At 72.0% G+C, this 24,215-nt stretch carries 18 protein-coding genes and 1 pseudogene; 8 read left to right on the top strand and 11 right to left on the bottom strand.

Features of this window, described 5'->3' with window-relative positions; all coding sequences use genetic code 11:
* The first annotated feature begins 45 nt into the window (after nucleotides 1-45).
* Together ACFVS8_RS14650 and ACFVS8_RS14645 are read left to right on the top strand one after the other, a co-directional pair.
* Entirely contained in the window at nucleotides 46-3,918 is a 3,873-nt protein-coding gene (locus ACFVS8_RS14650) for a LamG-like jellyroll fold domain-containing protein (RefSeq protein ID WP_387063624.1), read from the top strand.
* Between the two features lie 8 nt (nucleotides 3,919-3,926).
* Nucleotides 3,927-5,276 (top strand): hypothetical protein, encoded by a 1,350-nt coding sequence (locus ACFVS8_RS14645; protein WP_387063622.1) that lies wholly within the window; start codon nucleotides 3,927-3,929, stop codon nucleotides 5,274-5,276.
* Here the strand turns inward: ACFVS8_RS14645 and ACFVS8_RS14640 are convergent.
* The gene (locus ACFVS8_RS14640; protein WP_387063619.1) at nucleotides 5,227-7,050 is read right to left on the bottom strand and encodes a right-handed parallel beta-helix repeat-containing protein; all 1,824 of its coding nucleotides are present in this window, start codon (nucleotides 7,048-7,050) and stop codon (nucleotides 5,227-5,229) included. The two genes, ACFVS8_RS14645 and ACFVS8_RS14640, sit on opposite strands and share 50 nt — an antisense overlap.
* 135 nt (nucleotides 7,051-7,185) lie before the next feature.
* Between ACFVS8_RS14640 and ACFVS8_RS14635 the strand changes: the two genes are divergently transcribed.
* Both ACFVS8_RS14635 and ACFVS8_RS14630 read left to right on the top strand, forming a co-directional pair.
* A complete protein-coding gene (locus tag ACFVS8_RS14635; protein WP_387063617.1) occupies nucleotides 7,186-8,637 on the top strand; it encodes a hypothetical protein in 1,452 nt (483 codons plus the stop codon).
* Between the two features lie 4 nt (nucleotides 8,638-8,641).
* Entirely contained in the window at nucleotides 8,642-10,006 is a 1,365-nt protein-coding gene (locus ACFVS8_RS14630; protein ID WP_387063614.1) for an O-antigen ligase family protein, read from the top strand.
* 60 nt (nucleotides 10,007-10,066) lie between these two features.
* Here the strand turns inward: ACFVS8_RS14630 and ACFVS8_RS14625 are convergent, their stop codons facing one another.
* The 3 genes and pseudogenes from ACFVS8_RS14625 to pip all read right to left on the bottom strand — a co-directional run.
* Nucleotides 10,067-11,293 carry a CDP-glycerol glycerophosphotransferase family protein gene (locus ACFVS8_RS14625; RefSeq protein WP_387063612.1) on the bottom strand — a complete coding sequence of 409 codons (1,227 nt, stop codon included), beginning with the start codon at nucleotides 11,291-11,293 and terminating at the stop codon, nucleotides 10,067-10,069.
* 145 nt (nucleotides 11,294-11,438) lie between these two features.
* Nucleotides 11,439-11,651 carry a hypothetical protein gene (locus ACFVS8_RS14620; protein ID WP_387063609.1) on the bottom strand — a complete coding sequence of 71 codons (213 nt, stop codon included), beginning with the start codon at nucleotides 11,649-11,651 and terminating at the stop codon, nucleotides 11,439-11,441.
* Between the two features lie 477 nt (nucleotides 11,652-12,128).
* Nucleotides 12,129-13,079 (bottom strand): annotated as a pseudogene (gene pip, locus ACFVS8_RS14615) (prolyl aminopeptidase); the annotation flags it as partial.
* 48 nt (nucleotides 13,080-13,127) lie between these two features.
* Between pip and ACFVS8_RS14610 the strand changes: the two are divergent.
* Together ACFVS8_RS14610 and ACFVS8_RS14605 are read left to right on the top strand one after the other, a co-directional pair.
* Nucleotides 13,128-14,138, top strand: a complete 1,011-nt coding sequence (locus ACFVS8_RS14610) for a malate dehydrogenase (protein ID WP_387063606.1) — start codon at nucleotides 13,128-13,130, stop codon at nucleotides 14,136-14,138.
* A gap of 35 nt (nucleotides 14,139-14,173) precedes the next feature.
* Nucleotides 14,174-14,344 (top strand): HPP family protein, encoded by a 171-nt coding sequence (locus ACFVS8_RS14605; RefSeq protein WP_387063604.1) that lies wholly within the window; start codon nucleotides 14,174-14,176, stop codon nucleotides 14,342-14,344.
* Here ACFVS8_RS14605 and ACFVS8_RS14600 read toward each other — a convergent pair.
* Nucleotides 14,322-15,107: a TetR/AcrR family transcriptional regulator gene (locus ACFVS8_RS14600; RefSeq protein ID WP_387063601.1), complete on the bottom strand. Its 786-nt coding sequence runs from the start codon at nucleotides 15,105-15,107 to the stop codon at nucleotides 14,322-14,324. The genes ACFVS8_RS14605 and ACFVS8_RS14600 overlap by 23 nt on opposite strands.
* Nucleotides 15,108-15,185: 78 nt before the next feature.
* Between ACFVS8_RS14600 and ACFVS8_RS14595 the strand changes: the two genes are divergently transcribed.
* Both ACFVS8_RS14595 and ACFVS8_RS14590 read left to right on the top strand, forming a co-directional pair.
* Nucleotides 15,186-16,196 (top strand): ATP-binding cassette domain-containing protein, encoded by a 1,011-nt coding sequence (locus ACFVS8_RS14595; RefSeq protein WP_387063598.1) that lies wholly within the window; start codon nucleotides 15,186-15,188, stop codon nucleotides 16,194-16,196.
* Complete coding sequence (locus tag ACFVS8_RS14590) at nucleotides 16,193-17,032, top strand: ABC transporter permease (protein WP_387063595.1); 840 nt, start codon at nucleotides 16,193-16,195, stop codon at nucleotides 17,030-17,032. Before ACFVS8_RS14595 ends, ACFVS8_RS14590 begins: the two co-directional genes overlap by 4 nt.
* A 72-nt stretch (nucleotides 17,033-17,104) precedes the next feature.
* Here ACFVS8_RS14590 and ACFVS8_RS14585 read toward each other — a convergent pair whose 3' ends face one another.
* From ACFVS8_RS14585 to ACFVS8_RS14560, 6 genes are all read right to left on the bottom strand, one after another.
* Complete coding sequence (locus ACFVS8_RS14585; RefSeq protein ID WP_387063593.1) at nucleotides 17,105-19,234, bottom strand: acyl-CoA dehydrogenase; 2,130 nt, start codon at nucleotides 19,232-19,234, stop codon at nucleotides 17,105-17,107.
* 195 nt (nucleotides 19,235-19,429) lie between these two features.
* Complete coding sequence (locus ACFVS8_RS14580; RefSeq protein ID WP_387063592.1) at nucleotides 19,430-19,831, bottom strand: hypothetical protein; 402 nt, start codon at nucleotides 19,829-19,831, stop codon at nucleotides 19,430-19,432.
* Nucleotides 19,832-19,944: 113 nt separating this feature from the next.
* Nucleotides 19,945-21,999 carry a DNA helicase RecQ gene (recQ, locus tag ACFVS8_RS14575; protein ID WP_387063590.1) on the bottom strand — a complete coding sequence of 685 codons (2,055 nt, stop codon included), beginning with the start codon at nucleotides 21,997-21,999 and terminating at the stop codon, nucleotides 19,945-19,947.
* A 91-nt stretch (nucleotides 22,000-22,090) separates the two neighbouring features.
* Entirely contained in the window at nucleotides 22,091-22,720 is a 630-nt protein-coding gene (locus tag ACFVS8_RS14570; protein ID WP_387063588.1) for a copper resistance protein CopC, read from the bottom strand.
* Nucleotides 22,720-23,415 carry a YcnI family protein gene (locus ACFVS8_RS14565; protein ID WP_387063585.1) on the bottom strand — a complete coding sequence of 232 codons (696 nt, stop codon included), beginning with the start codon at nucleotides 23,413-23,415 and terminating at the stop codon, nucleotides 22,720-22,722. Before ACFVS8_RS14565 ends, ACFVS8_RS14570 begins: the two co-directional genes overlap by 1 nt.
* A 175-nt stretch (nucleotides 23,416-23,590) precedes the next feature.
* Nucleotides 23,591-24,214: a hypothetical protein gene (locus ACFVS8_RS14560; protein ID WP_387063583.1), complete on the bottom strand. Its 624-nt coding sequence runs from the start codon at nucleotides 24,212-24,214 to the stop codon at nucleotides 23,591-23,593.
* Nucleotide 24,215: the final 1 nt, after the last annotated feature.

Here is a 24,215-nt window from a genome sequence, read left to right as displayed (position 1 = left end):
CTCGCGAGCGCGGCGATCGCCGCTGTCATCGTTTCAGGACTGTCCGTGGCGACCGTCGCCGGTCCCGCCGCGGCGGATACCGCGCCGGGCAACCCGGCCACGTCGACGACGGTGTCGACCGATCCCCTGCCCGCCCCGCAGATCAACGGCGTCGTGTGGGACCAGGAGATCGTCGGCAACACCGTGTACGTCGCCGGCAACTTCACCAAGGCCCGACCGGCCGGCTCGGCGGCGGGGGTGAACGAGGTGAACCGCAGCTACCTGCTGGCCTACGACATCACCACCGGCAACCTGCTCCCGTGGGCGCCGACCGTCAACGCGCAGGTCCGCACGATCGCGGCCTCGCCCAACGGCACCCGCCTCTACGCCGGCGGCGACTTCACCCAGGTGAACGGCGCCACCCGCAACCGGATCGTCGCCTTCGACACGGCCAGCGGCAACGTCGCCACGGCCTTCGGCGTCAGCGCGAACAACCGCGTCTACGCCCTCGACGCGACGAACTCGACGGTGTTCTTCAGCGGCCACTTCAACTCGGTGAGCGGCAACTCCCGACCGGGCTTCGCCGCAGCGGCGAACGCCTCGAACGGCGCGATCCTCCCGTGGGCCCCCGCGCTGGCCGGAGGCCGCGCATACGACCTCGTGGTCGCGCCCGACGCCTCCAAGGTCATCATCGGCGGCGACTTCACGACGGCCAACGGCACCGACAACCCCGGATACGGCCTCGCCGCGTTCGACACCGGCGCCGGCGCGACCGTCCTGCCGTGGGGTGCGAACGGACAGGTGCGCAACGCGGGCCTCGACGCGGCCATCTACAGCCTCGACTCCGACTCCGACAGCTTCTACGGCACGGGGTACGTCTTCGGCTCCGGCGGCAACCTCGAGGGCACGTTCCGCGGCGACTGGGCCACCGGCAGCGTGCAGTGGGTCGCGGACTGCCACGGCGACACCTACTCGGTGGCGGCGACCGCCGGCAGCGTCTACACCGCCGGCCACGCCCACTACTGCGGCAACATGGGCGGCTACCCCCAGACCGACCCGTGGACCTTCTACCGCGGCATCGCCTACAGCAAGGCGGCGACCGGCACCAACCGCCCCGACCCCTACGGGTACGCGTCGTGGTCCGGGACCCCGGCGCCCGAGCTGCTGAACTTCTTCCCCTCCATCAACGCCGGTACGTTCACCGGCCAGGGACAGGGCCCGTGGGATGTCGCGGCAGACAGCCGCTACGTGGTCTACGGCGGGGAGTTCACCACGGTCAACAACAAGGCGTTCCAGGGCCTCGTGCGGTTCGCGACGCGCTCGCTCGCCCCGAACCTCGACGGCCCGCGCCTCACCGGCGACAACTTCGTGCCGACGCTCGCGTCGCCGGCGCGCGGCGTCGTCACGGCGAGCTGGCCCGCGAACTACGACCGTGACAACGAGCGCCTCACCTACCAGGTGATCCGCGACGGCAAGACGGCCACCCCGGTCTACGTCACCGAGCAGGACTCGCGGTTCTACGACCGCCCGACCATGACGTTCGTCGACACCGGCCTCACGCCCGGACAGACGTACACCTACCGGCTCCGCGCGATCGACCCGCTCGGCAACAGCGGATGGGGTTCGACCCTCTCCGTGACGGCGTCGACGACCGGGACGCTCAGCGACTACGCCTCGACCGTCATCGACGACGATCCGACGTACTACTGGCGACTCGGAGACAGCCCTGCGGCGACGAGCACGCGCGACAGCGTGGGCCGCTCGAACGCCTCGAAGGGCTCGGGCGTGACGTTCGGGGCATCCGGTGCCGTGATCGGCGACGCGGACTCCGCGGCGACCTTCGACGGAACCGACTCGGGCCGTGCGATCTCGCAGGAGCGGGTGTGGCGCGACGACACCTTCGCCGTCGAGGCCTGGTTCAAGACCACCTCGACCTCCGGCGGCAAGATCGTCGGATTCGGATCCGAGGCCGCAGGCGACTCCGGCTCGTACGACCGGCACATCTACATGACGCCGCAGGGCAAGGTCACGTTCGGCGTGTACCCGGGCGGCATGCAGACGCTGCAGACGTCGAAGAGCTTCAACGACGGAGAGTGGCACCACGTCGTGGGCACGCTCGGCTCCGACGGCATGAAGCTCTACGTCGACGGCCGCCGCGCCGGATCCAACCCCGACGTCACGTGGGCCCAGCCCTACTGGGGATACTGGCGGATCGGCGGTGACAACACCTGGGACGGCAGCAAGAACTTCAACGGCTCGATCGACGAGGTCGCCGTCTACCCGGCCCCGCTGACCGAGGCCCAGGTGGTCGAGCACTACACCGAGTCCGGCCGCGAGCCCGCGGCCCTCCCGACCCCGCCCGCCGACGCGTACGGCGCGGCCGTGTTCTCGAAGGACCCGGTGGTGTACTACCGGCTCGGAGACGCGGTCGGCAGCGCGGTGGCGAAGGACACGAGCGCCGCCGGAGCCGACGGAAGCTACGTCGGCGCGTACACGACCGGAGCCGCCGGCGCCCTCGTCGACGTCGCGAACACCGCGGCCGGGTTCACGTCGGGCTTCGTCACGACGCCGGCACCCGTCTCGGGCCCGACCACGTACTCGACGGAGGCGTGGTTCAAGACCACGACGACGCAGGGCGGCAAGATCACCGGGTTCGGCAACAACCGCACCGGGCTGTCGGACAACTACGACCGCCACGTCTACATGCAGGACGACGGCAGGCTCGTCTTCGGCACGTGGACCGGGTTCACGAACACGATCACGACCGACCAGCCGTACAACGACGGGAACTGGCACCAGGTCGTCGCCACCCAGTCGTCGGCCGGCATGAAGCTCTACGTCGACGGCGTGCTGGCGGGCACCAACCCGCAGACGCAGGCGCAGGGCTACGACGGCTACTGGAAGGCAGGCGGCGACGTGACGTGGGGTTCCTCGAGCCCGTGGTTCAACGGCGTCATCGACGAGTTCGCGGTGTACGGATCGGCGCTCGACGCGCAGACGGTCCAGTCGCACTACACGCTCGGCCTGCAGGAGGAGCCCGAGATCCCCAACGCGGCGCCGACCGCCTCGTTCACGAGCACGGTCGACGACCTCGACGTCGGCGTCGATGCGGGCGACTCGGAGGACTCCGACGGCACCATCGCCTCCTATGCGTGGGACTTCGGCGACGGCGCCACCGGCACCGGCGTGACGGCGAGCCACACGTACGCCGCGGGCGGGGACTTCACCGTCTCGCTCACGGTGACCGACGACGAGGGCGCCACGGCGACCGCTTCGTCCGTCGTCACCGTCACCGCACCCCCGGTCGTCCCCGCAGCCATCGCCACCGATGACTTCGAGCGCACGGTCGGCGCCGGCTGGGGCACGGCCACCACCGGCGGCGCCTGGCAGTCGACGGTGAACGCGAACTACACGGTGTCGAACGGCAAGGGCCTGTTCCTCCACGGGGCGACCGGCTCGACGCGCCGCGCCCTGCTCGGCGGAGTGAGCGTGACCAGTTCGGTCACGCAGGTCGCAGTCACGGTCGACAAGGATGTCTCGGCGGGCCAGATCGTCGCGGGCGTCGTCGGGCGTCAGGTCGGCGGCGACTTCTACCAGGGGCGCATCCGGCTCCAGCCCGGAGGATCCGTCGGCCTGCAGCTGGTGCGCGGCTCCTCCGTGATCCTCACCAACACGACGCTCGGCGGCGTCTCGTTCGCGGCGGGCGACACCTTCCTGATCAAGGTCGCGGTCACCGGCACGAGCCCGACGACGATCTCCGGGAAGATCTGGAAGGCCGGTTCCCCGGAGCCCGCCGTCTGGCAGGCGACTACGACCGACACGACCGCCGGGCTCCAGGCTCCGGGTTCGATCGGGCTCGAGAGCTACATCTCGGCCTCGGCCACCAACATCCCGATCTCGGTCAGGTACGACGACTTCGTCAGCCGCGCGTCCGAGTAGGCGGTCCGATGAGCCGTTCCACCGACCGTGACCGCGCTGCCCTCGGGCGGCGCGGTCACGGCCGTTCCGTTGCTCCGACGGATCGCCCGAGCGGGTCGCGGAAGTCCTCCGCCGTCGGCGCGGTGGCGTCGCAGGGCATGCAGGCGCTCGCGAGCTTCACGATCCAGGTGCTCGTCGCCCGTACGCTCGGTCTCGACGGGCTCGGCGCCTTCGCCGTGGTCTACGGCACCATGCAGATCGTCTCGGCGGTGACCGGCGGGTTCGTCGGAGATGCCTACGCGGTGCTCGACCGCCGCAACCCACGCGTGCGTTCGGCGCTCGAGCAGTTCGGCGTGCTGATCCCGTTCGTGCTCGCCGCGGCCACGGCGGGCGCCTTCGCGCTCACCGGGCTCATCGACGGGCCCGAGACGATCGCCCTCGCCTTCGCGACGTTCCTGTTCGCCGTCGAGGAGGTCGTGCGGCGCATGCTCATGGCGTCGTTGACCTTCTGGCGGGTGGTGACGGTCGACGCGGCGGCGTTCGCCGTCTCGATGGGCGTGGTGCTCGGCATCTGGCTCTGGTCGACGCCGAGCCTGGCCGGCTTCATCGCCGCGGTCGCCGCCGGACAGCTCGTGGGCGCCGTGGTCGGTCTCGCGCTGCTGCCCGCCTCGGAACGCGGCGTGGTCGGCATCATGCGGGGCGGGCACCGCGAGGTGCTCCGGTACGGCGTCTGGCGGGCCGCCCAGCAGGTGCTCCGTCCGGCCATGCTCACGGTGATCCGCGTCGTGGTCGTCATGACCGCGTCGCTCGCCGCGGTCGGCATGATCGAGGCGGCACGCACCTACGTCGCTCCCGCCACGCTCATGGTCAGCGGGCTCGGCTCCTTCCTGTTCGTGCATTTCGCGCACGACCGCGAGGCCGGCCTCGCGGGCAAGCTCCGCAGCGCCGACCGGGCCGTGCTCGCCCTCGTGGGCCTCGTGGTCGTCGTCGGCGCGGTGATGCTGGCGCTCGCACCGTGGCTCGGCCCGCTGCTCTTCGACGAGCCGCTCGACCTCATCGCCGTGGCGGGGTGGATCGTCTTCTCCACGGCGATCGCCGCCGTCGCGCCGTACGGCTCGCTCGCCTCGGTGGCGGGCGCGCAGGGCAAGCTGTTCGCGGTCCGTGCGGCCGACACGCTCCTCGCCGTGGCGCTGGCCGTCGGCTTCCTCGTCGCAGGCGGAGAACCGGCCTACGTGCCGGCGCTGATCGCGATCGCCCCCGTGATCGGCGGGCTCGTCGTCCGTCGGTTCCTCCTGGTGCCCGCCATCGGGTCCGAGCGCGACGCCGCGCCTACTGCGGCAGATCCGGCCACATCCGCAGCGCCCACCCGGGCCAGCTGAACTCCTCCGACGCGGCCGGCGACCCGCCGATCGTCCGCCCGGCGGTCACCTCGATGCCGTGCGTCTCCCGACCGGTCTCCTCCTGCAGCTCGGCGAGCGCGGCGAACGTCGCGATCCGCCCCGGCGCGACCTGCCAGCGCGCGAGGGTCTCGGGGGCCTGTTCGTCGTCGCGGACGTAGAGGTTCGCGTCGACGATCGTCCGGAGGGAGTCCGCGTCCGTGACGCCGGTGTAGTCCTCCACGGTCAGCAACTCGTCGCTGCCGCCGCCGGCCAGCGTGTTCCCGACGACGACGACGTCGGAGACGACCCACGGCAGGTCGGGGTCGGGCTGGGGCATCCGACGGTCGAGACCGCGGGCGTCGGGGGCGTCGGGCCTGCGCTCGTCCTGCAGCACGGCGATGCCCGACGCGTTCGCGTTCAGCACGTTGTCGCGCAGCACGACCTCGCTCGTGTCGTTGACCTTGACGCCATACCGGTCGTTCTGCGTGATGACGTTGCCGTCGACGACCGCGCGTCCGGAGAGCTCGAGGAAGAGTCCGTGCCCCGTGTTGCGGTCGAGCCTGCTCGCGGTCACCCGGATCCCGAGGCAGGACTGGTCGAACCAGAGGCCGGTGCCGAGGTTGTCGGCGAACACCGACGAGGTCACGGTCACCCCGCGCGAGCGCGTGAGCTTCATCCCGCCGGCGACCGGCGCCCGGTTGAAGTGCTCGGTGTTGTTGTCGCGCGACGCGAGCCGATCGATCAGCAGGTCGTCGGCGAAGTTGGCGGCCACGCCGATCATGCCGTTGCCCTCGGCGGTGACCGAGCGCAGCGTCGCGTCCGCCGCACCGACGAAGATGCCGCCCGTCGCCCCGTCGCGGACGACGACCTGCTCGAGCAGCGCCCCGTCGCGCTCGAGGGTGACGGCGCCCATGTCGGGCACGGATGTCGCGTACCGCCGCACTCCGATCCCCCGGACGGTCACGTCATCGCCCTGCAGCTGCATGGCGCGCGGGAGCACGCTCGCGCGGACCTCCCGACCCGTCGGATCCGACCCGATCACGAGCGAGCGGCTCTCGTGGTCGACGGCGAACCGGCCGGGGCCGACCTCGCTCTGCCGGGCGACCTGCTCGAGGCGCTCGTCGCCGATCCAGACCTGGTCGGGGTGGGCCGCCATCGGGAACCGGTCGTCGATGAAGGCCCATCGCTCCTCGACGTTGTCGGGGGCGCCCCGTTCGTACGTGGGGCTCGCGTCGAGCACGACCGACCAGTCGTCATGACGCCACCGCGATCCGTCCTGCACCCAGCCGTCGACGACCGCGCTGCCGTCGAGCCAGACGGCCTCGTGGGGGTACGCCTGGAGCGTGAGCCCGTCGGTGTCGGCCACCACGACCGACTCGTGGTACTCGCCGCCGCGGATCACGATCGTGTCGTCGTCGGATGCCGCGTCAACCGCCCCCTGGATGGTGCGGAACGGGGCGTGCTCGGTGCCGACGCCCGCGGTCCGCGCCTCCGCGTCGACGTACAGCGCGCCGTCGGGGATCGGGTAGTCGGTGCCGCCGGGTTCGACCGCCCCCGCCTGCGCCCCGAGGTCGTCCGGCGGTGCGGACGCTCCGGCCGCCAGTCCGTCGGGGATGGCCTGCAGGGGTCCGGCGTCGGGAGGCGAGAAGGCGAACACGAGGGCCACCGCGGCGAGCACGAGCACGAGCACTCCGGCGAGGCACGCGAGACCGGCGATCCAGACGCGGGAGCGTCTGCGACCGCTCCCGGTCGGCTGCTCCTCGGCCGGGACCATGGCCGTCTCCTCGCTTCGGTGCGGTCGGCATGCGCCCCGCCGAATCGATTCTCCCGGACGATTCGGGGGACCGCCACGTGCACGCGCTGGTAGATTCGACTGATCTTTCGATTTCAACCCGACAGAGGGAACCCAATGGCGGCTCCGGGCTATCTTCAGGTGTTCCAGCAGCGCTGGGTCGTCATCGCGACCTCGGTGGCCGCCTGCCTGCTGCTCGCCGCCGTGGTCTCCGTCGTGCTCCCGTCGACCTACACGGCCAAGGCGACGCTGTTCCTGAGCGTGAAGTCGCCGACCGCGTCGCTCGCCGAGCTCTCGCAGTTCAGCCTCGCCCGCGTCGGGTCGTACCCCGACCTGGTCTACAGCGACGACGTGCTCACCGACGCGATCGACGCCCTCGGCACCGACGCCACCAAGAGCCAGGTCGCCTCACGGGTGTCGGCCGCCAACCCGAACGGCACCGTGCTCGTCGAGGTCACCGCCGAGGCCCGAACCGCCGACGGCGCAGCCGACCTCGCCAACGCGGTCGCAGCGGGCCTGTCGGCCGAGGTGGCCGACATCGAGAACTCGCCGGGCTCGACCTACACGGTCGATCTCGACGTGCGGATCCCCGCCGATCCTCCCGCGTCGCCGAGCGCCCCGCAGCGGGTCGTCATCCTCGGGCTCGGGCTCGTCGGCGGCCTCGCCATCGGTGCCGCCCTCGCGCTCCTGCTCGCCCAGCTCGACACGCGCCTCCGTACCGGCCACGACGTTCGGCGCGTCGCCGGTCTCCCCGTCTTCGGCCGTCTCCGCCGACCGCGTCGCGTCGGCGGTGCTCTCGTGATCGACGCAGAGGGCGACGGGTACGTCGAGGCCGTGCTGAACCTCCGACAGGCGAACGGCGGCGTGGTGCCCACGCTCCTGCTGCTCGCAGCGCCCACGCGCGACTCCGCCCCCGATCACGTCCGCGTGGGGCTCGCGCAGGCCTATGCCGAGGCCGGACGCGAGGTGGTCCTCCTCGAGACCTCCGCAGAGCCCGCTTCCCCGGTGCCCGGCATCTCCGACTTGGCCGAACGGCCGGGCGTCGGCGAACTGCTCGCCTCGGGCAGCACCGATCCGACCAACCTGCTCCGCCCCGTGCACGTCGAGGGCCCGGGCGAGGTGTGGGCGATCCCGAACGGCGTCGACGAGCCCTCCGAACTGGTCGCCGAGGCGCACTTCCCGCCGCTCGCGTTCGCGATCGCCGACCGCGCCGATCTCACGATCGTCCAGCTGACGGCGCAGAGCCGTCCGCTCACGTTGCACGCCGTCGTCCCGGTGGCCGACGTGGTCGTCATCGTCGCGCGCCACGGCAAGACGACCGAGGCCGACCTCGCCCGCATGGTGACCGACCTCCGGCTCGAGGGCGTCCCTCCGATCGGCGTGGTCTTCGCCGACGTGCCGCGTCGCCATCACGCCGATCTCGCTGCCGACTGGCACGCCGACGATTTCACGAGCGAGCCTCGACGGGTGCCCATGCGCCCCGAGCCGGAGCAGCCCCAGGCGCCCGCACGCGGGTCGACGGAGTCGACCGGCGGAACGAAGGCCTCGCAGGACCGGGCACGGATCTGAGGCCATGCGCGTCCGCGCACCGGTGAGCGGGAGGCAGGCGGCGTTCTTCGCGGTCTGGCTCCTCCTCGTGTTCAGCGTCGTGTCGTGGCGACCGGGCGTGCTCTTCACGGGCGGGGTCGACCCGGTCGTGATCTCGAAGGCCCTCGTCGGGTTCGCGGCCTTCATCGGCGCAGCCATCCTCTCCAGGGCCTCGCGCCGCCACGGTCGGGTCGGCGCGCGATCGCTGCTGCTGCTGTTCCTGCTGGTGGGCGCGTCGAGCGTCGGTGCGTTGGCCGCCGGAGACGCGACGCCGTCGCTGGTGCTCACGGCACGCATCATCCTCGTCGCCACGACGGTCGTGCTGCTGGTGGCGTCCGGGCCCCCGATGCTGGTGCTGTCGACCCTCCTCTTCGCCCTCGGCGCGGTGGGACTGCTCTCGGCGATCACCGGCATCCCCGAATTCCTCGCCGACGGGCGCCTGGGCGGGGGGATCCCCGACATGGCGCCGAACGAGGTGGCCGGTCTCGCCGGTCCGGCGGCGGTCGCGCTCGCGGTCGACGTGGGGCGCCGGGGCCTCAGGCCGGCCAACTCGATCGGCTTCATCACGTTCGCGGCGATCGTCTTCGCCACGGGCTCGCGCACCACCCTGCTCGTGGTCGGGATCGCGGTGGTGCTCGCACTGCTGCTCGCTGCGCCGCTCCCCCGTTCGACCTCGATCGGCCTGCTCGCGCTCATGCCGATCGTCTACGTCATCGCGACCTTCACCGACTTCATCGAACAGGTCGCGATCCGCGGGCAGAGCGCGTCGGAGCTCGCCAGCCTGAGTTCGCGGACCATCGCCTGGACGGCGGTGCTCGACGTGCCGTTCGACACCTGGGCGAAGTGGATCGGCGACGGTCTCGCGCAGAAGACCGTCGCCGTGAACCAGCGCTGGTGGGACTCCCAGGTGCTCGACAGCAGCTGGGTGTCGGTGCTCGCGCAGGCGGGCATCATCGGCACGCTGCTGCTCGTCGTCTGGGTGCTGTCGACCGCGGTCGACGCCATTCGGTCCGATCGGATGCTGCGCACGCTCACCGTGCCGCTGCTGGTGCTCGTCATCGCGCGCAGCTTCCTCGAGAACGGGCTCATCGAGTCCAGTGCGATCTTCGCGCTCTTCCTCACGATCTCGCTCGTCCTGGAGCCGGGCACGATCTATCCGCGCCCGCCGCGACAGCCGAGGTATCAGTTGCTCCGAGCGCTCGAGGAACGGCAGGCCCCGGCGACGGCATCCGAGGGGCGGCACACCGCCACGACGGCATCCGACGTTCGGCCGGCCGCCGCGACGGCACCCGAGGGGCGACATACCGCCCCGACCGCATCAGCGGGGCACGACGTCACCACGACCCGCTGACCCCGACGGCCAGTCGCCGTCGACGGTCAGTCGCCGGCGACCGTCAGTCGCCGTCGTCCGTCAGTCGCCGTCGTCCGCTACGGTCGACGCCCGCGGCCGGATCGGCCGGATGAAGACGCCGCGGGCCTGCAGCTCGTCGAGGATACGGTGGGCGACGCCCGGCCCGCCGGCATGCCCGATCTCGTCGGCGACCTCGCGGCGACGGTCGGCCGATGCGCGACCGCCCGCCAGCACGTCGTCAGCGAACGCCCGCACGGCGGCCTCGTCGGCGACCTTCGGCCCGGGAAGCCAGTCGAGCGCGTCGGGCGGGTCGAACCCGCGCCCCGCCGCGTACCCGGCCTCGTCGGGCACGACGAAGGCGATCGGGCGATCGAGCGCGAGGAAGTCGATCCAGACACTCGAGTAGTCGGTCAGGAGACCGGATGCCTCGCCGATGAGCTCGTAGAGCTGCACGCCCGCGTCGCGGAGCGACTCGTTGGTGACGACGATCGCACCGGGGATCGAGCGGCTCTCGCCGTCTTGCGGATGCGGCTTCACGACGACCGCGAGATCGTACTCGCGGGCCAGGAGCTCCACGCATCCGGCCATGACGGCGTTGACGTCGACCGCGGAGCCGCCGGCGACGTCGGACCAACCCGCCGTGAGCCCACGGCCCTTGTTGCGTCGGAAGGTCGGCATCCAGAGCACGAACGGCCGCGCGCGGTCGATGCCGAGCCGGTCGAGCGCCGCGGACCCCGATCGGGCGAACTGGTCGATCCGCGGGTTGCCGGTCACGAGGAGTCCGTCGGCGGGAAGACGGCACTCGCGTGCCCGGGCGACTCCGAACTTGCGAGTGCTGGCCACGAGGTAGTCGGACGAGATCGTGGGGCGACCGCGTTCGTCGCTCATGATGTTGCCCTTGAACCCGCCGCCGTGCCAGAGGTTGACCATCGTCTTGCGGGGAACCCGGCCGGGGTTGCCGAAGAGCCCGTGCGTGAACATCGACACCTCCGCCGTGGCGAAGCGCCAGAGTCCGACGAACGAGCGGTGCGGCACGATCACGACCCGGCGGTCGGGATCGGCGCCCGACGCCTCGAGCACGCCGTGGGCCTCGTCGACCTCTGGCACCAGCCAGTAGACCGTGCCCGGGTAGCGTTCGGCGCTCGCGCGCAGCATCTCGACCGCGTTGCCCTCGTCGACGGGGAACCCGTTGATGACGAGGTGCGGCCGCTTCGGCGCCACCGCCATGATGCCGCGCACGAGTGCGCGCTGCACACGGCGCGCGATCTTGGAGAGCCGGCTGTTCATGCAGTGGGCTGCGCCGGGCCGGGAGTCGGGAAGGGGTCCAACGGGAACGTCCTCTCGTGACGGAGTGGAGACCGTGGGGACATGCTGCCATACCCGCGCGGTCCACGCCGTCCCACCTCCGAGGGACGGAGCCGGCGCGACGCGCTCAGATCGCGGGGCGCGAAGCGGATGCCGGGCTGGTGCGCGTGCGCTGCGCCGGCGTCCGGGAATCCGAACCGGGCGCCGTGATCTGTCCGCCGGGCCGCGAGTACCAGTGGTCTGCGCCGCGACTGCAGCTGCAGGCCATCTCGACGGTCTCCTGGAGGCCGACGGCCTGGAAGAGTTCGCGGTGCATGGTCGGGTTCGAGGTCGGACGCATCAGGGGCTCCTGCCGGTCGTGGCACGCCCGCCGCGTGCCCTTCACTCGAGAGACGCGACCGACGCCCGATCATGACGCGGGTTCTCGACCCGATCTTCCGTCGCCGTCATCGGTGTCGCCCGAGACGCCGTCACCATCGGCTTCCTCGCCCGAATCGCCGTCGGCCTCGGCGCCCGACGCATCGTCGCCTTCAGCCTCATCGTCGCCGTCAGCCTCGTCGTCGGCCTCCGCCTCACTGTCGCCGTCAGCCTCGTCGTCGGCTTCGGCTTCGACTTCGAGTTCGGCATCGGCATCGGCATCGGCTTCGGCCTCACGCCCGGCTTCGCCGAACGCGTCCTCGTCGACGTCGTCGATGAGGTCCTCGTCGGCGAGCCCGCCGTCATCCACGTCCACGACCTCGTCACCCGAAACCCCTGCACCCGCGAATCCGTCGTCCGCACCCGGGCCGCCGGCCGTGCCGCGGTCGTACCGTTCGCCGGCGAACCGGTCGGTCGCATCGATGAGCGCATCGAGGATGCCGGGCTCGTCGAAGGCGTGCCCGGCGTCGCCGATGATCCGCAGCTCCGCGCCGGGCAGCGCCCGGTGCAGGTCCCACGCGGTCATGACGGGCGTGCACATGTCGTACCTGCCCTGCACGATGACCGTCGGGATGTCGGCGAGCCGGTGCGCGTCGCGGATCAGCTGCCCCTCCTCCCACCATCCGCCGTGCCGGAAGTAGTGGTTCTCGATGCGGGCGAACGCGGTCGCGTACTCGGGCGCGACGAATTTCGAGATCGTCTCGATCTGCGGCAGCAGGGTGATCGTCGTGCCCTCCCATCGCGACCAGGCGACCGCGGCCGGCTGGTGCACGGCCGGGTCGGGGTCGGCCAGCAGGCGGCTGTAGGCCTCGATGAGGTGGGCCCGTTCGATCGGCGGCACGGGAGCGAGGAAGTCCTCCCACAGATCGGGGAAGACGGCCGACGCGCCGCCCTCGTAGAACCAGTCGAGCTCCTGCCTGCGCAGGGTGAAGATGCCGCGCAGCACGAGCTCGGTCACGCGCTCGGGGTGCGTCTCGGCGTACGCGAGGGCCAGCGCGCTGCCCCACGAACCGCCGAACACCTGCCAGCGGTCGACTCCGAGGTGCACGCGCAGCCGCTCCATGTCTGCCACGAGGTGCCACGTCGTGTTCGCCGACAGGTCGGCGCCCGGCTCGCTCGCGTGCGGGATCGAGAGGCCGCATCCGCGCTGGTCGAAGAGCACGATCCGGTACTTCTCGGGGTCGAAGAGGCGGCGATGGGTCGGGCTGGTGCCGGCCCCGGGGCCGCCGTGCAGGAACACCACGGGCTTGCCCTCCCGGTTGCCCGAGATCTCCCAGTAGATGTGCTGTCCGTCCCCCACATCGAGCATGCCCGTCTCGAGCGGCTCGATCTCCGGATACAGGTCTCTCATGTCCCAACGGTAGCGAGCACCCGCCCGAGTGCGGCGTAGGCTCGGCTCATGAGCGTGAAACCGGTCACCATCACCATCACGGGCGCGGGGGGCCAGATCGGCTACGCGCTGCTGTTCCGCATCGCGTCGGGAGCGATGCTCGGTGCCGACATCCCGGTGCGACTGCATCTGCTCGAGATCCCGCAGGGTGTTCGGGCGGCCGAGGGCGCGGCACTCGAGCTGCAGGATGCCGCGTTCCCGCTGCTGCACGGCGTCGAGGTCTTCGACGACCCGAAGCCGGCGTTCGACGGCACCGAGGTGGCGATGCTCGTGGGCGCCCGTCCGCGCACCGCGGGCATGGAGCGCGGCGACCTGCTCGCGGCGAACGGCGGCATCTTCGGGCCCCAGGGCGCAGCCATCAACGCCGGCGCGGCCGATTCCGTGCGGGTCGTCGTGGTGGGCAACCCGGCCAACACGAACGCGCTCATCGCGGCCTCGCATGCTCCGGATGTCCCGTCCGACCGGTTCACGGCCCTCACGCGCCTCGACCACAACCGCGCGCTGGGCCAACTCGCGGCGACGCTCGGGGCGCAGGTCGGGTCGCTGCGCGACGTCACGATCTGGGGCAACCACTCGGCGACCCAGTTCCCGGATGTCTCGCACGCGACCGTCGACGGCGAGCCCGTGCCGCACCTGCTCGCCGCCCGACTCGGCGGGTTCGACACGGCCAAGGAGTGGCTCGTCGACACGTTCATCCCGCGGGTCGCCAAGCGCGGTGCCGAGATCATCGAGGTGCGCGGGTCGTCGTCGGTGGCCTCCGCGGCGAGCGCGGCGATCGACCACGTGCGCGACTGGGTGCACGGCACCGATGCAGGGTGGACGAGCGCCGCCGTCGTCTCCGACGGGTCCTACGGCGTGCCCGAGGGGCTCGTGTCGTCGTTCCCGGTCGAGTCCGTCGACGGCGCGTGGCGCATCGTGCAGGGGCTCGAGGTCGACGCCTTCGCCGAGCATCGCATCGCGGCATCCGTCTCCGAGCTCGTCGAGGAGCGCGAGGCGGTGCGCGCGCTCGGCCTCATCTAGCGGACGCGCAGACTCGGCGACGTAGGCTGGTCGGCATGGCCAAGCCGATCACGCCCGCGCGTCGCAAGCAGCTCATCGTCGGACTCGTCATGGGCGTCATCGTGGGCCTCGTGATCAGCTTCGTCACGGGCTTCTGGCTGTGGCTCGCGGCGGGCGTGGTCATGGGCCTCGCCACCGGCGCGATCATGAAGCCGCCGGCGGAGTAGCCGCCGACCGCACGTAGGCCTCGATGCCGTCGATGACGCGCTCGAGGCCGAACGCGAACGAGCGCTGCGGGTCGGCCGCGGCGTTGTACTCGGCGCCGGCCGCGCTGCCCACCCGGCCCGACACCGGATAGCGCTCGGCGTCCATGATCTCCTCGAGGATCGGCGCATTGCGCTGCCACCACTCCTCGTCGGTCTCGGCGACGGTGCGGCGCAGGCGCTCGGCGTCGAGGTGCGCCCTGGCCGGGGCGGACACGTACCCGGTGATCAGCGTGATGACGTGGTCCATGTCGAGGTCGCCGAGGCCGAGGCCGTCGATGGCGCGCAGGCTCCACTCCCACCGGTCGGAGACGTTGGGCCCGAGCGGCGGGCGGCTCGTGTCGATCGCGAGCAGCCACGGATGCCGCAGGTACTCGTTCCACGCGAGCTCGGCGATCCGGCGGAGGCGGGCGCGCAGGTCGCCGTCGAGGTCTGGAAGCGGTTGTTCGCCGGCGACCCGGTCGACCATGAGGTCGACGAGCTCGGCCTTGCCGGGCACGTAGGTGTAGACCGACATGGGCTTGAGGCCCAGGCGTTCGGCGACGCGGCGCATCGAGAGCGACTCGATGCCCTCTTCGTCGGCGAGCGCGATCGCGGCGTCGACCACGGCGTCGACGCTCGTGCGCTGCTTCGGTCCGCGTGAGCCGACGGGCTCGCCGAGTCGATGCCGCCAGAGCAGGCGAAGCGTGCGGTCGGGTTCGCCGCGCCCGGTCGATTCGGTCGCCATGCACGCCAGCCTACATTCTCCGTATGGTGTACGGTTAATCCCCACAACTCCGTACGAAGTACGCCGAAAGAGGTCCCGATGCGATCCAGACCAGTACCGACTCCCTCCTCGGGGCACGAGCCGAGGCCGGCCCTCGAGGCCGTCGGCCTGCGCAAGCGCTACCGCGGGGGCCTCGCGCTCGACGGCTTCGACCTGCGCGTCGAACCGGGCACCGTGCACGGCCTGCTCGGCCCGAACGGCGCAGGCAAGACCACCGCGGTCCGCTGCCTCACCACGCTCACCGACCTCGACGAGGGCACCGCGCGCATCGACGGCCTCGACGTGCGCCGCGACCCGGCAGGGGTACGCGAGCGCATCGGTCTCGTCGGCCAGTTCCACGCCGTCGACGACGCGCTCACCGCCCGCCAGAACCTGATGCTCTTCGCCAGGCTGAGCGGCCTGTCCAGGGGCCGGGCCCGCACGCGCACCGACGCGCTGCTCGAGGCGTTCGGACTGGCGGATGCCGCGGACCGCCCGGTCTCCGGATTCTCGGGCGGCATGCGACGACGGCTCGACATCTCGGCGAGCCTCGTGCTCACCCCCGCGATCCTCTTCCTCGACGAGCCGACGACCGGCCTGGATCCGCGGGGTCGCGCCACGGTGTGGCAGGCCGTTCGCGAGGTCGCCGCGACGGGCACGACCGTGCTGCTCACCACCCAGCTGCTCGACGAGGCCGATCAGCTCGCCGACCGGGTGAGCGTCATGGACCACGGCCGGGTGATCGCCGAAGGCACCCCCACCGAGCTGAAGCGACGGCTCGGCGGCGACCGCGTCATCGCCGGGTTCGCCGCCGCCGACCTCGAGCGCGCGGCGGCGACCGTCGCCGGCGCCGTCGGCTCCGAGGCATCCGTCGACCCGGACGCACGCACCGTGACCGTGGAGGTGAGCGACGGTGCCGCCGCACTCGCACCGATCGTGCGCGCTCTCGACGCCGCCGACCTGCCGGTCGACGACCTCGCCCTGCGTCGCCCGACGCTCGACGAGGTGTTCCTGCACCTCACCGCCGAGACCCCCGCGCACCGCGCGGCCGAAGACCAGGAGGCACGATGACGACCGCACCCGCCCACTCCCCGATCGCCGCACCCACGGAGCTCCGCGACCGCCGCCCGAACGCGATCCGCGAGGGGCTGCTCATCGCCGGCCGCGACCTGCTGCACTGGGTGCGCGAACCGTGGGGCCTCGTGTTCGGCCTCGCGTTCAACATCATGCTCATCCTGCTGTTCGGGTTCCTCTTCGGCGGCGCGATCGAGGTGCCCGGCGGAGGCGACTACATCGCCTACCTCCTGCCGGGCATGTTCGCCCTCACGATGCTGTTCGGCCTCGAGGGCACCATGACCGCGATGGCCGAGGACGCCAAGCGCGGCATCACCGATCGGTTCCGCTCGCTGCCGATCTCGAGCAGCGCGGTCGCGCTCGGGCGGGCGGCGGCCGACCTCGCGAACTCGGCGCTCAGCCTCGGCGTGCTCATGGCCGGCGGCCTGCTCATCGGCTGGCGCCCGACCACCGGCCCGCTCGAGATCGCCGCGGGCGTCGCGCTGCTGCTCTGGCTGCGCTTCGCCCTGCTCTGGGTCGGCGTGTACCTCGGCCTGAGGTTCCGCGGCACGGGCGCGACGACCGCCGTGCAGGTGCTCGTCTGGCCGTTCGGGTTCCTCTCGACCGTGTTCGTCTCGGCCGAGACGATGCCGGGCTGGCTCGGCGTCGTCGCCGCCTGGAACCCGGTCTCGGCCACCGCGACGGCGGCACGGGAACTGTTCGGCAACCCCACCGGCACGACCGGCGGGTGGCTCGCCGAGCACGCCGTGCTCGCGGCATCCGTGTGGCCGCTGGCGATCACGCTCGTCTTCGTGCCGCTCGCGGCGACGGGCTATCGGCACCTGCGCAGGTGACCCCGCCGCACCTGCGCATGGCGAAGGCCGGGCCCCGATTCGGGAACCCGGCCTTCGCCGCGACGGATGCCGCTACTTCTTGCTCTTCTCCGGAACCGGCAGCGTGCCGTCGGCGCGCTTGGCGGCGTAGTACGCACGCGCCTCGTCTTGGCGCTCCTGCTCGGCGCCCGACGCGATCTTCGCGCGCAGGTGCTCGGGGCCGTAGCCGAACGCGTCGACGAGGTCCTGCGCGTGCGGGCGGAGCCGCTCGATCAGGCGGTCGATGTACGCGCTCACCGACTGCGCGCGCTTCGGCGAGAGGCGGCCGTTGATGAGGTACCAGGCGGCGTGCTTCTCGACGAGGCCGAGCCCGAACAGGTCGCGCACCCACGTGAGCACCTGCTTGGTACCGGGGTCGGTGACCTGCGCGAGTCCGCGCGTGAACGCCTCCCACTGCAGCAGCTCGGCGTGCGCACGCGCCGCCTCGATGAGCTCGTTCTGGTTGCGGTTGAAGAGCGCGGCACCCTCGACCTTCGAGAGCTTGCGGGCCTCGCGGAGGCGGCCGGCGATCTCGGAGATCATCGTCTCGACCCGGTCCGTCAGGAGCGAGCGCTGCGTGTCGGCGTCGCGCAGCTCGGCGACCGAGCGGGCGGTCGAGCCGAGGTCGGCGATGTTCTGCCCGAGGCGGCGCAGGCCGGTGCCGTGGTAGGCGCGGTCGGCCGTCTGGGTCACGACGTAGCGGGCCATGGCCCCGACATCCGCCTTCGCGAACTGCTTCGAGTAGTCGGTGAGCAGGCGCTTGGCGACGAGCTGGAGCAGCACGTTGTTGTCGCCCTCGAACGTGACGTAGATGTCGAGGTCCTGACGAAGCCCGACCAGGCGGTTCTCGGCGAGGAATCCGGAGCCGCCGCACGCCTCGCGGGCCTCCTGCAGGGTCTCGAGCGCGTGCCAGGTCGACAGGGGTTTGAGCGACGCCGCGATGGTCTCGAGGTCCTGACGGTCGTCGTCGGTGTCGGCCTTGCCCGAGAACACGGCGTCGAACTTCACGAGGAACTCGTCGTGCGCGAAGACCTGGGCGTACGTCGTCGCGAGCTTCGGGATCAGGCGGCGCTGGTGCCGCTGGTAGTCGAGCAGCACCTCTTCGTCGGTCTCGCTGGCCGCGTTGAACTGGCGGCGCTGGTTGCCGTAGGTCACGGCGATCGCGAGAGCCGCGGCGGATGCTGCGGTCGCAGCTCCGTCGAGCGAGACCCGGCCCTGCACGAGCGTCCCGAGCATCGTGAAGAAGCGACGTCCGGGGCTCGAGATCGGGCTCGAGTACGTGCCGTCCTCGGCGACCGCGCCGTAGCGGTTCAGCAGGTTCTCGCGCGGCACCCGGACGCCGGTGAAGTGCAGGCGGCCGTTGTCGATGCCGTTGAGGCCGCCCTTCAGGCCGTCGTCCTCACCGCCGATGCCCTTGAGGAACCCGCCCTTGGCGTTGCGCAGCGGCACGTAGAACGCGTGCACGCCGTGGTTGACGCCCTTCGTGATGAGCTGCGCGAACACGACGGCGGCGGTGCCGTGCACGGCCGCGTTGCCGAGGTAGTCCTTCCACGCCCCGCGGAACGGGGTGTCGATGACGAACTGCTGCTTCTGCTCGTCGTAGGTCGCCGTCGTGCCGATGGCCGCGACATCCGACCCGTGGCCGGTCTCGGTCATGGCGAAGGCGCCGGGCACCTTCAGCGACATGATGTCGGGTAGGAAGGTCTGGTGGTGGTACTCGGTGCCGAGGTGCAGCACCGCAGCGCCGAAGAGCCCCCACTGCACGCCCGACTTGATCTGCAGGCTCGGGTCGGCCAGCACGAGCTCCTCGAACGCGGCGATGTTGCCGCCGTGGTCGTCCTGCCCGCCGACGGACTTCGGGAACGCGCGGTGCACGGCGCCCTGCTCGACGAGGATCTTCAGCTGCCCGAGCACGCGCTCCCGGTGCTCGTCCATCGACTGGCCCTCGATGCGCTGCAGGTCGGGCTGCCCGGCCCGCTTCCGCGCCTCGAGGCGGATGTCGCCCCAGGTGCCGAGCAGCTGCCGACCGAGCGACTCGACGTCGATGCGCGGGCCGGTCGGCCGCGCGTTCGCCGCGGGGGCCTGGATCGGGGCCGCGACGTCATCGCGCGCGGGCGTTGCCGGCACGGTCGCGGCGGGCTTCGTGCCCTCGGTCTTCGTGGTGCGGGATGCCGTGTCAACCATCGTCGGTCTCGTCCTTCAGTCGCGGCGGATCAGCTCATTCCACGGTATGACCGGGTTCCGGAGCGCGGAAGCGGGGATGCCGACGGCGACAAAGCGGCGTCGAGCGTGCTCGACGGCGCATGTGCGATTGCTACAAATCGGATGCCGCGGGCCTATGCGATGCTGACAAGGGCAGCCCGGTCGTGGCGGCCCGAGTCAGCTGTTGAAGAAGGCACTCGCGCGCTTCGACCAGAGGAACATCAGGGCGATGAACGACACGAGGATGCTCAGCCACTCGCCGACCGGGTTGCCCATGTTGGCGACTGCGACGAACAGCGACGAGATGATCGAGAGCACCTGCACGACCGTGATGATGAGCCGGGCGGCGGTGTTGCCGCGGAGCAGGCCGCCCGCGACGATCACCGTGATCAGGCCGAGGATGATCGACACGATCGCCGACGTGTAGACGGTGCCCGCACCGCCCCACTGCGGGGCGATCGCGATGGCACTGGCCTGGAAGAACAGGATCGTGCCGACGACGATGTCGATCGCCCCCGAGATCCAGGCGATGACGGCGACGATCGTGACGCCGGCCGGGCGAGCGGTGTGCTGCGACATGGTGGACCCCCTCCGCCAGGCCGCAGGTCGAGGACCCGGCTCCACGATGATCGTAGCGAGCCGACGACGCGAACGGGCGGATGTCGTGGACGCGGCGCCCGCGGGCGGCCGGGTCAGCGCGAGAGGTGCGCGTCGACGACGGCGACGAGCGCCTCGCCGTAGGCTTCGCGCTTCTTCGCGCCGATGCCCGAGATGCCGTCGAGGCCGGCGACCGAGCGGGGGCGCTCGGTGGCGACGGCACGCAGCGTCGCATCGCCGAAGACGATGTACGCGGGCACGCCCTGCTCTCGGGCCTCGGCGCCGCGCCAGGCGCGCAGCGCCTCGAACAGCTCGGCGTCGTCGGGGCTGAGGTCGGCGGCGGCCGAGGCGGCCTTGGGTCCGCGTCGCGAACCGGCCCGCTCGGGCTCGGCCCGCAGCATCACCGCACGCGTGCCCGCGAGCACCTCGTTGCCCGACTCGGTCACGGTGAGCGTGCCGTATTCGCCGTGGGTCGCGAGCAGCCCCTGCGCGAGCAGCTGGCGCACGATGCCGCGCCACTGCTGCTCGGAGACGTCGGCGCCGATGCCCCAGGTCGTGAGCGAATCGTGGCCGTACTGCGTGACCCGAGGCGTCGGCTTGCCGCGGAGGATGTCGATGAGGTGGCCGGCGCCGTAGCGCTGGCGTCGTTCGCGCTCGAGCCGCACGATCGTCGACATGAGCTTCTGCGCGGGCACCGTGCCGTCGAGCGCCGTCGGCGGTTCGAGGCACGTGTCGCAGTTGCCGCACGGCGAGCTCGGCTCGCCGAAGTAGGCGAGCAGGTTCTGCCTGCGACATTGCACGGTCTCGCAGAGCGCGAGCATCGCGTCGAGGTGCGCCGCCATGCGCCGCCGGTGCGCGAGGTCGCCGGGGCTCTCGTCGATCATGCGCCGCTGCTGCACGACGTCTTGCAGCCCGTAGGCCAGCCACGTCGTGGCCGGGCGGCCGTCGCGGCCCGCGCGCCCCGTCTCCTGGTAGTACCCCTCGACCGACTTCGGCAGGTCGACGTGGGCGACGAAGCGCACGTCGGGCTTGTCGATGCCCATGCCGAACGCGATCGTCGCCACCACGACGACGCCGTCTTCGCGGAGGAAGCGCTCCTGCGTGCGGCGACGGACCTCGGCATCGAGACCTGCGTGGTACGGCAGGGCGTTGACGCCGTTCTGGGCGAGGAACCCCGCGATCTTCTCGGTGCTCGCCCGCGAGAGCGCGTAGACGATGCCCGCGACCGGCGTGCCGTCGGCGTCGACGCCCTCGGTGCGCACGAAGTCGAGCAGCTGCTTGCGCACCTCGGACTTGGGGGCGATGCGGTACTGGATGTTGGGCCGGTCGAAGCTCGAGACGAAGTGCCTCGCGCCCTCGAGCGACAGCCGCGAGGTGATCTCGCGGTGGGTCGTCTCGGTGGCGGTCGCGGTGAGCGCGATTCGCGGCACGTCGGGCCACCGCTCGACCAGCTCGGAGAGCGCGAGGTAGTCGGGGCGGAAGTCGTGCCCCCACTGGGCCACGCAGTGCGCCTCGTCGATGGCGAACAGCGCGACCGTGCCCTGCTGGAGGAACCGCTTGACCGGCTCGGAGCTCAGCCGCTCTGGTGCGATGTACAGCAAGTCGAGCTCGCCCGCGAGGTAGGCCCGCTCGACCTCGGCTCGCTCGAACGACTGCTGGCTCGAGTTGAGGTAGGCCGCCCGCACGCCGTTGCGCTGCAGGGCGTCGACCTGGTCGTGCATGAGCGCGATGAGCGGCGACACGACGATGCCCGTGCCCTCGCGCAGCAGCGCGGGGATCTGGTAGCAGAGGCTCTTGCCGCCACCGGTGGGCATGAGCACGACCGCATCACCGCCGCCCGCGACCTGCGCGATGATGTCGGCCTGCTCGCCGCGGAAGCTGTCGTAGCCGAAGACCGTGTGGAGCGCCTCCTCGGCGCTCGCGAACCGCGCGGGCGCCGTGCCGCGCGGGCCCGCCCCGACCGAGACCGGCCGAGCGGAGGCGTGCCGAGCGGACGCCGCTGGGGAACCGCCTGCGGCACGGAACCCCTCGTCGACCGGAGGCGCCCAGTCGTCGTCGGCCGGCGGGGCCCACTCGTCGGCCGGCGGTGCGAGCTCGTCGAGCGGCCAGGGCACGCCGTCGTAGGGGTCGGGTTCGGGGTTGCGGCTCACCCGTCGAGTGTAACGAGCACCCCCGACGGGTGAGCCGATCCGTCCTCAGGCCGCGGACCCGGCACCGGATGCCTGGTCCGCGGCCGTGCCGTCAGTCCTGGTCGTCGCCGTGCCTGCGGCGCACCACGAGCCACGTTGCGACGCCCGCCACGAGCGCCACGACGACGCCGGCCCCGAGCCAGAGCAGGTCGGTCGAACCGGATGCCGCGGCATCCGCCCCGTCGGTCTGCGCCTCGTCGGACGACTCGCCGGCCGCGGGGTCGGCAGCACCGGAGGCGTCGCCGCCGCACGCCGGGGCGTCGGTGCCGGTGCCGAGCTCGGTGCCGTCGGCCGGTTGCCAGTCGAAGGTCCACTCCCCCGAGATCGGGTGGCCGTCGGTCGAGACGACCTGCCAGATCACGGTGTACGTGCCCGCCTCGCCCAGCACGACCGACGACGACGCCGTCGCCCCGTCGATCGCCGCGCAGCCGTCGCCGTAGAAGAGGCCGTCGGGCCCCTCGACGAGCAGGGCGGCGCCCGTGCCGAGGTCGAGCAGCGCGTCGTTCGTCGTGAGCGACACCTCGCCGGGCTGCGCAGTGACGACCTCGCCCTCGGCGGGCGTCGTCGAGACGACCGAGTTGTGCGCCGACGCCGACAGGGCCGGCGCCGTCACGAACAGCGCGGAGGCCGCGACGACGAGCGCCGCGCCGAGCACGCCGCGAGTGCGGCGCACGGCCCGCATCACGCGTCCTTGCGGGGGCGGCGAGCGGTCAGGGCGACGACGAGTCCGACGACGCCGACCGCGAGGCCGCCGATGCCGAGCACGCGGGCGACGGTGTCGCTCGAGTCCGCGTCGGCCGCGGCATCCGCCTCGTGCTCGTGCTCGTCGCCCTCGGCAGCCTCGTCGGCCGAGCCGCCGTGGTGGCCGCCCGCGACCGCCTCGGTCACCGTGATGCTCGGCGCGGGGTGCTCGGGTTCTGCCTCGCCCTCGACCATCGGCTCGCTCCAGTCCGTCTCGCCGGTCTCGCAGGTCTGGAGCACCGGGAACACGAGCGTCGTGCCCGCGGCATCCTCCGGCAGCGGCATCTGCAGCGCGATGGTGTCGCGGTAGCCGTCGGCGAGCGGGGTGATCGCCGTGTAGACGACCTGGCTCGTGCGCTCGCCGTCGGCGACCTTCTCGATGGTCCAGTTCGGGTTGACGGTGGGCGTGACCGACTCGATCTCGTCGGGGATGTCGACCGTGAGGCTCGTGGTGGGCGAGCCGTCGCAGCCGTGGCCGACCGAGAAGGTCAGCACGCTGTAACTGCCGGCGGCGGTGTCGGTCGGGGTCACCGTGACGTGGGCGCTCGCGGCCAGGGGCGCGCCGAGCGCGAGCAGGGCGCCTGCGGCGAGGGCGGTCGAGGTGACGGCGACGGTGCGTGCGGTACGGATGGTCATGGCAGGGGATTCCTCTTCGTGGGGTGCGCCGGTACGCCGATCACGGCGGGCGCGGTACAGGTGTGGTTCGGAGCCGTCGAGCCCGGCGGATGCGGTGTGCAGGCCGTGCCGACGGCGTCGCGCGACGTCGGGGCGTCTGGGACGCCGAAAGGAGACGTCGAGACGCCGGACGGCGTCAGGCGACGACGAACCCCTGCGGCGGCCCGCGGTGCCGCATCACGGAGAGGAGGAGCAGCCCGGCGAGCGGGCGCGGCTCGATGAAGCGCGCGACTCGGTCGGCGCCTGCACGCGGTGCGTGCACCTCGAGCGCCGGCATCGAGGGGAGCACGGAGGCCACGGCCAGCGCGCCCGCACGGAACGCCGCCCGGAGCGCTGCATCGCCGCGGCGGATCGCCAGCACCGTGACGACCACGGCGACCACGTGGGTGGCCAGCATCGACGGGTCGTAGGAGAAGGGCGAGACGGATGCCGCGCCGACCGCGAGCTCGAGCGATGCGTGGTGGTGCATGCCGCCAGCGGCGCCCTGGGCCGCCGCGCCGCCGGCGCCGCTCGCGCCCTGCACCGAGTAGAGCGCGTGCAGTGCGAACTGCGCGATCGAGACCGCGACGATCGTGCGCCCCGTCGACAGCCGGGTGCCGACGACGCCGATGCAGAGCAGGAGCGAGAAGGCGAACGACAGTCCGACGGCGAGCGCACCGGGCGCCTCACCGCCGCCGACCGTGTGCGAGACGGCGGCCACGAAGGTCGCGAACGCGGCGATCACGCCGCCGCGCGCGACGCGGCCCCATCTCGAAGTCATG

This window comes from Agromyces sp. NPDC058110 (genome assembly GCF_042884735.1).
Lineage (GTDB): Bacteria > Actinomycetota > Actinomycetes > Actinomycetales > Microbacteriaceae > Agromyces.
This window is presented reverse-complemented; position numbering and strand designations above follow the sequence as displayed.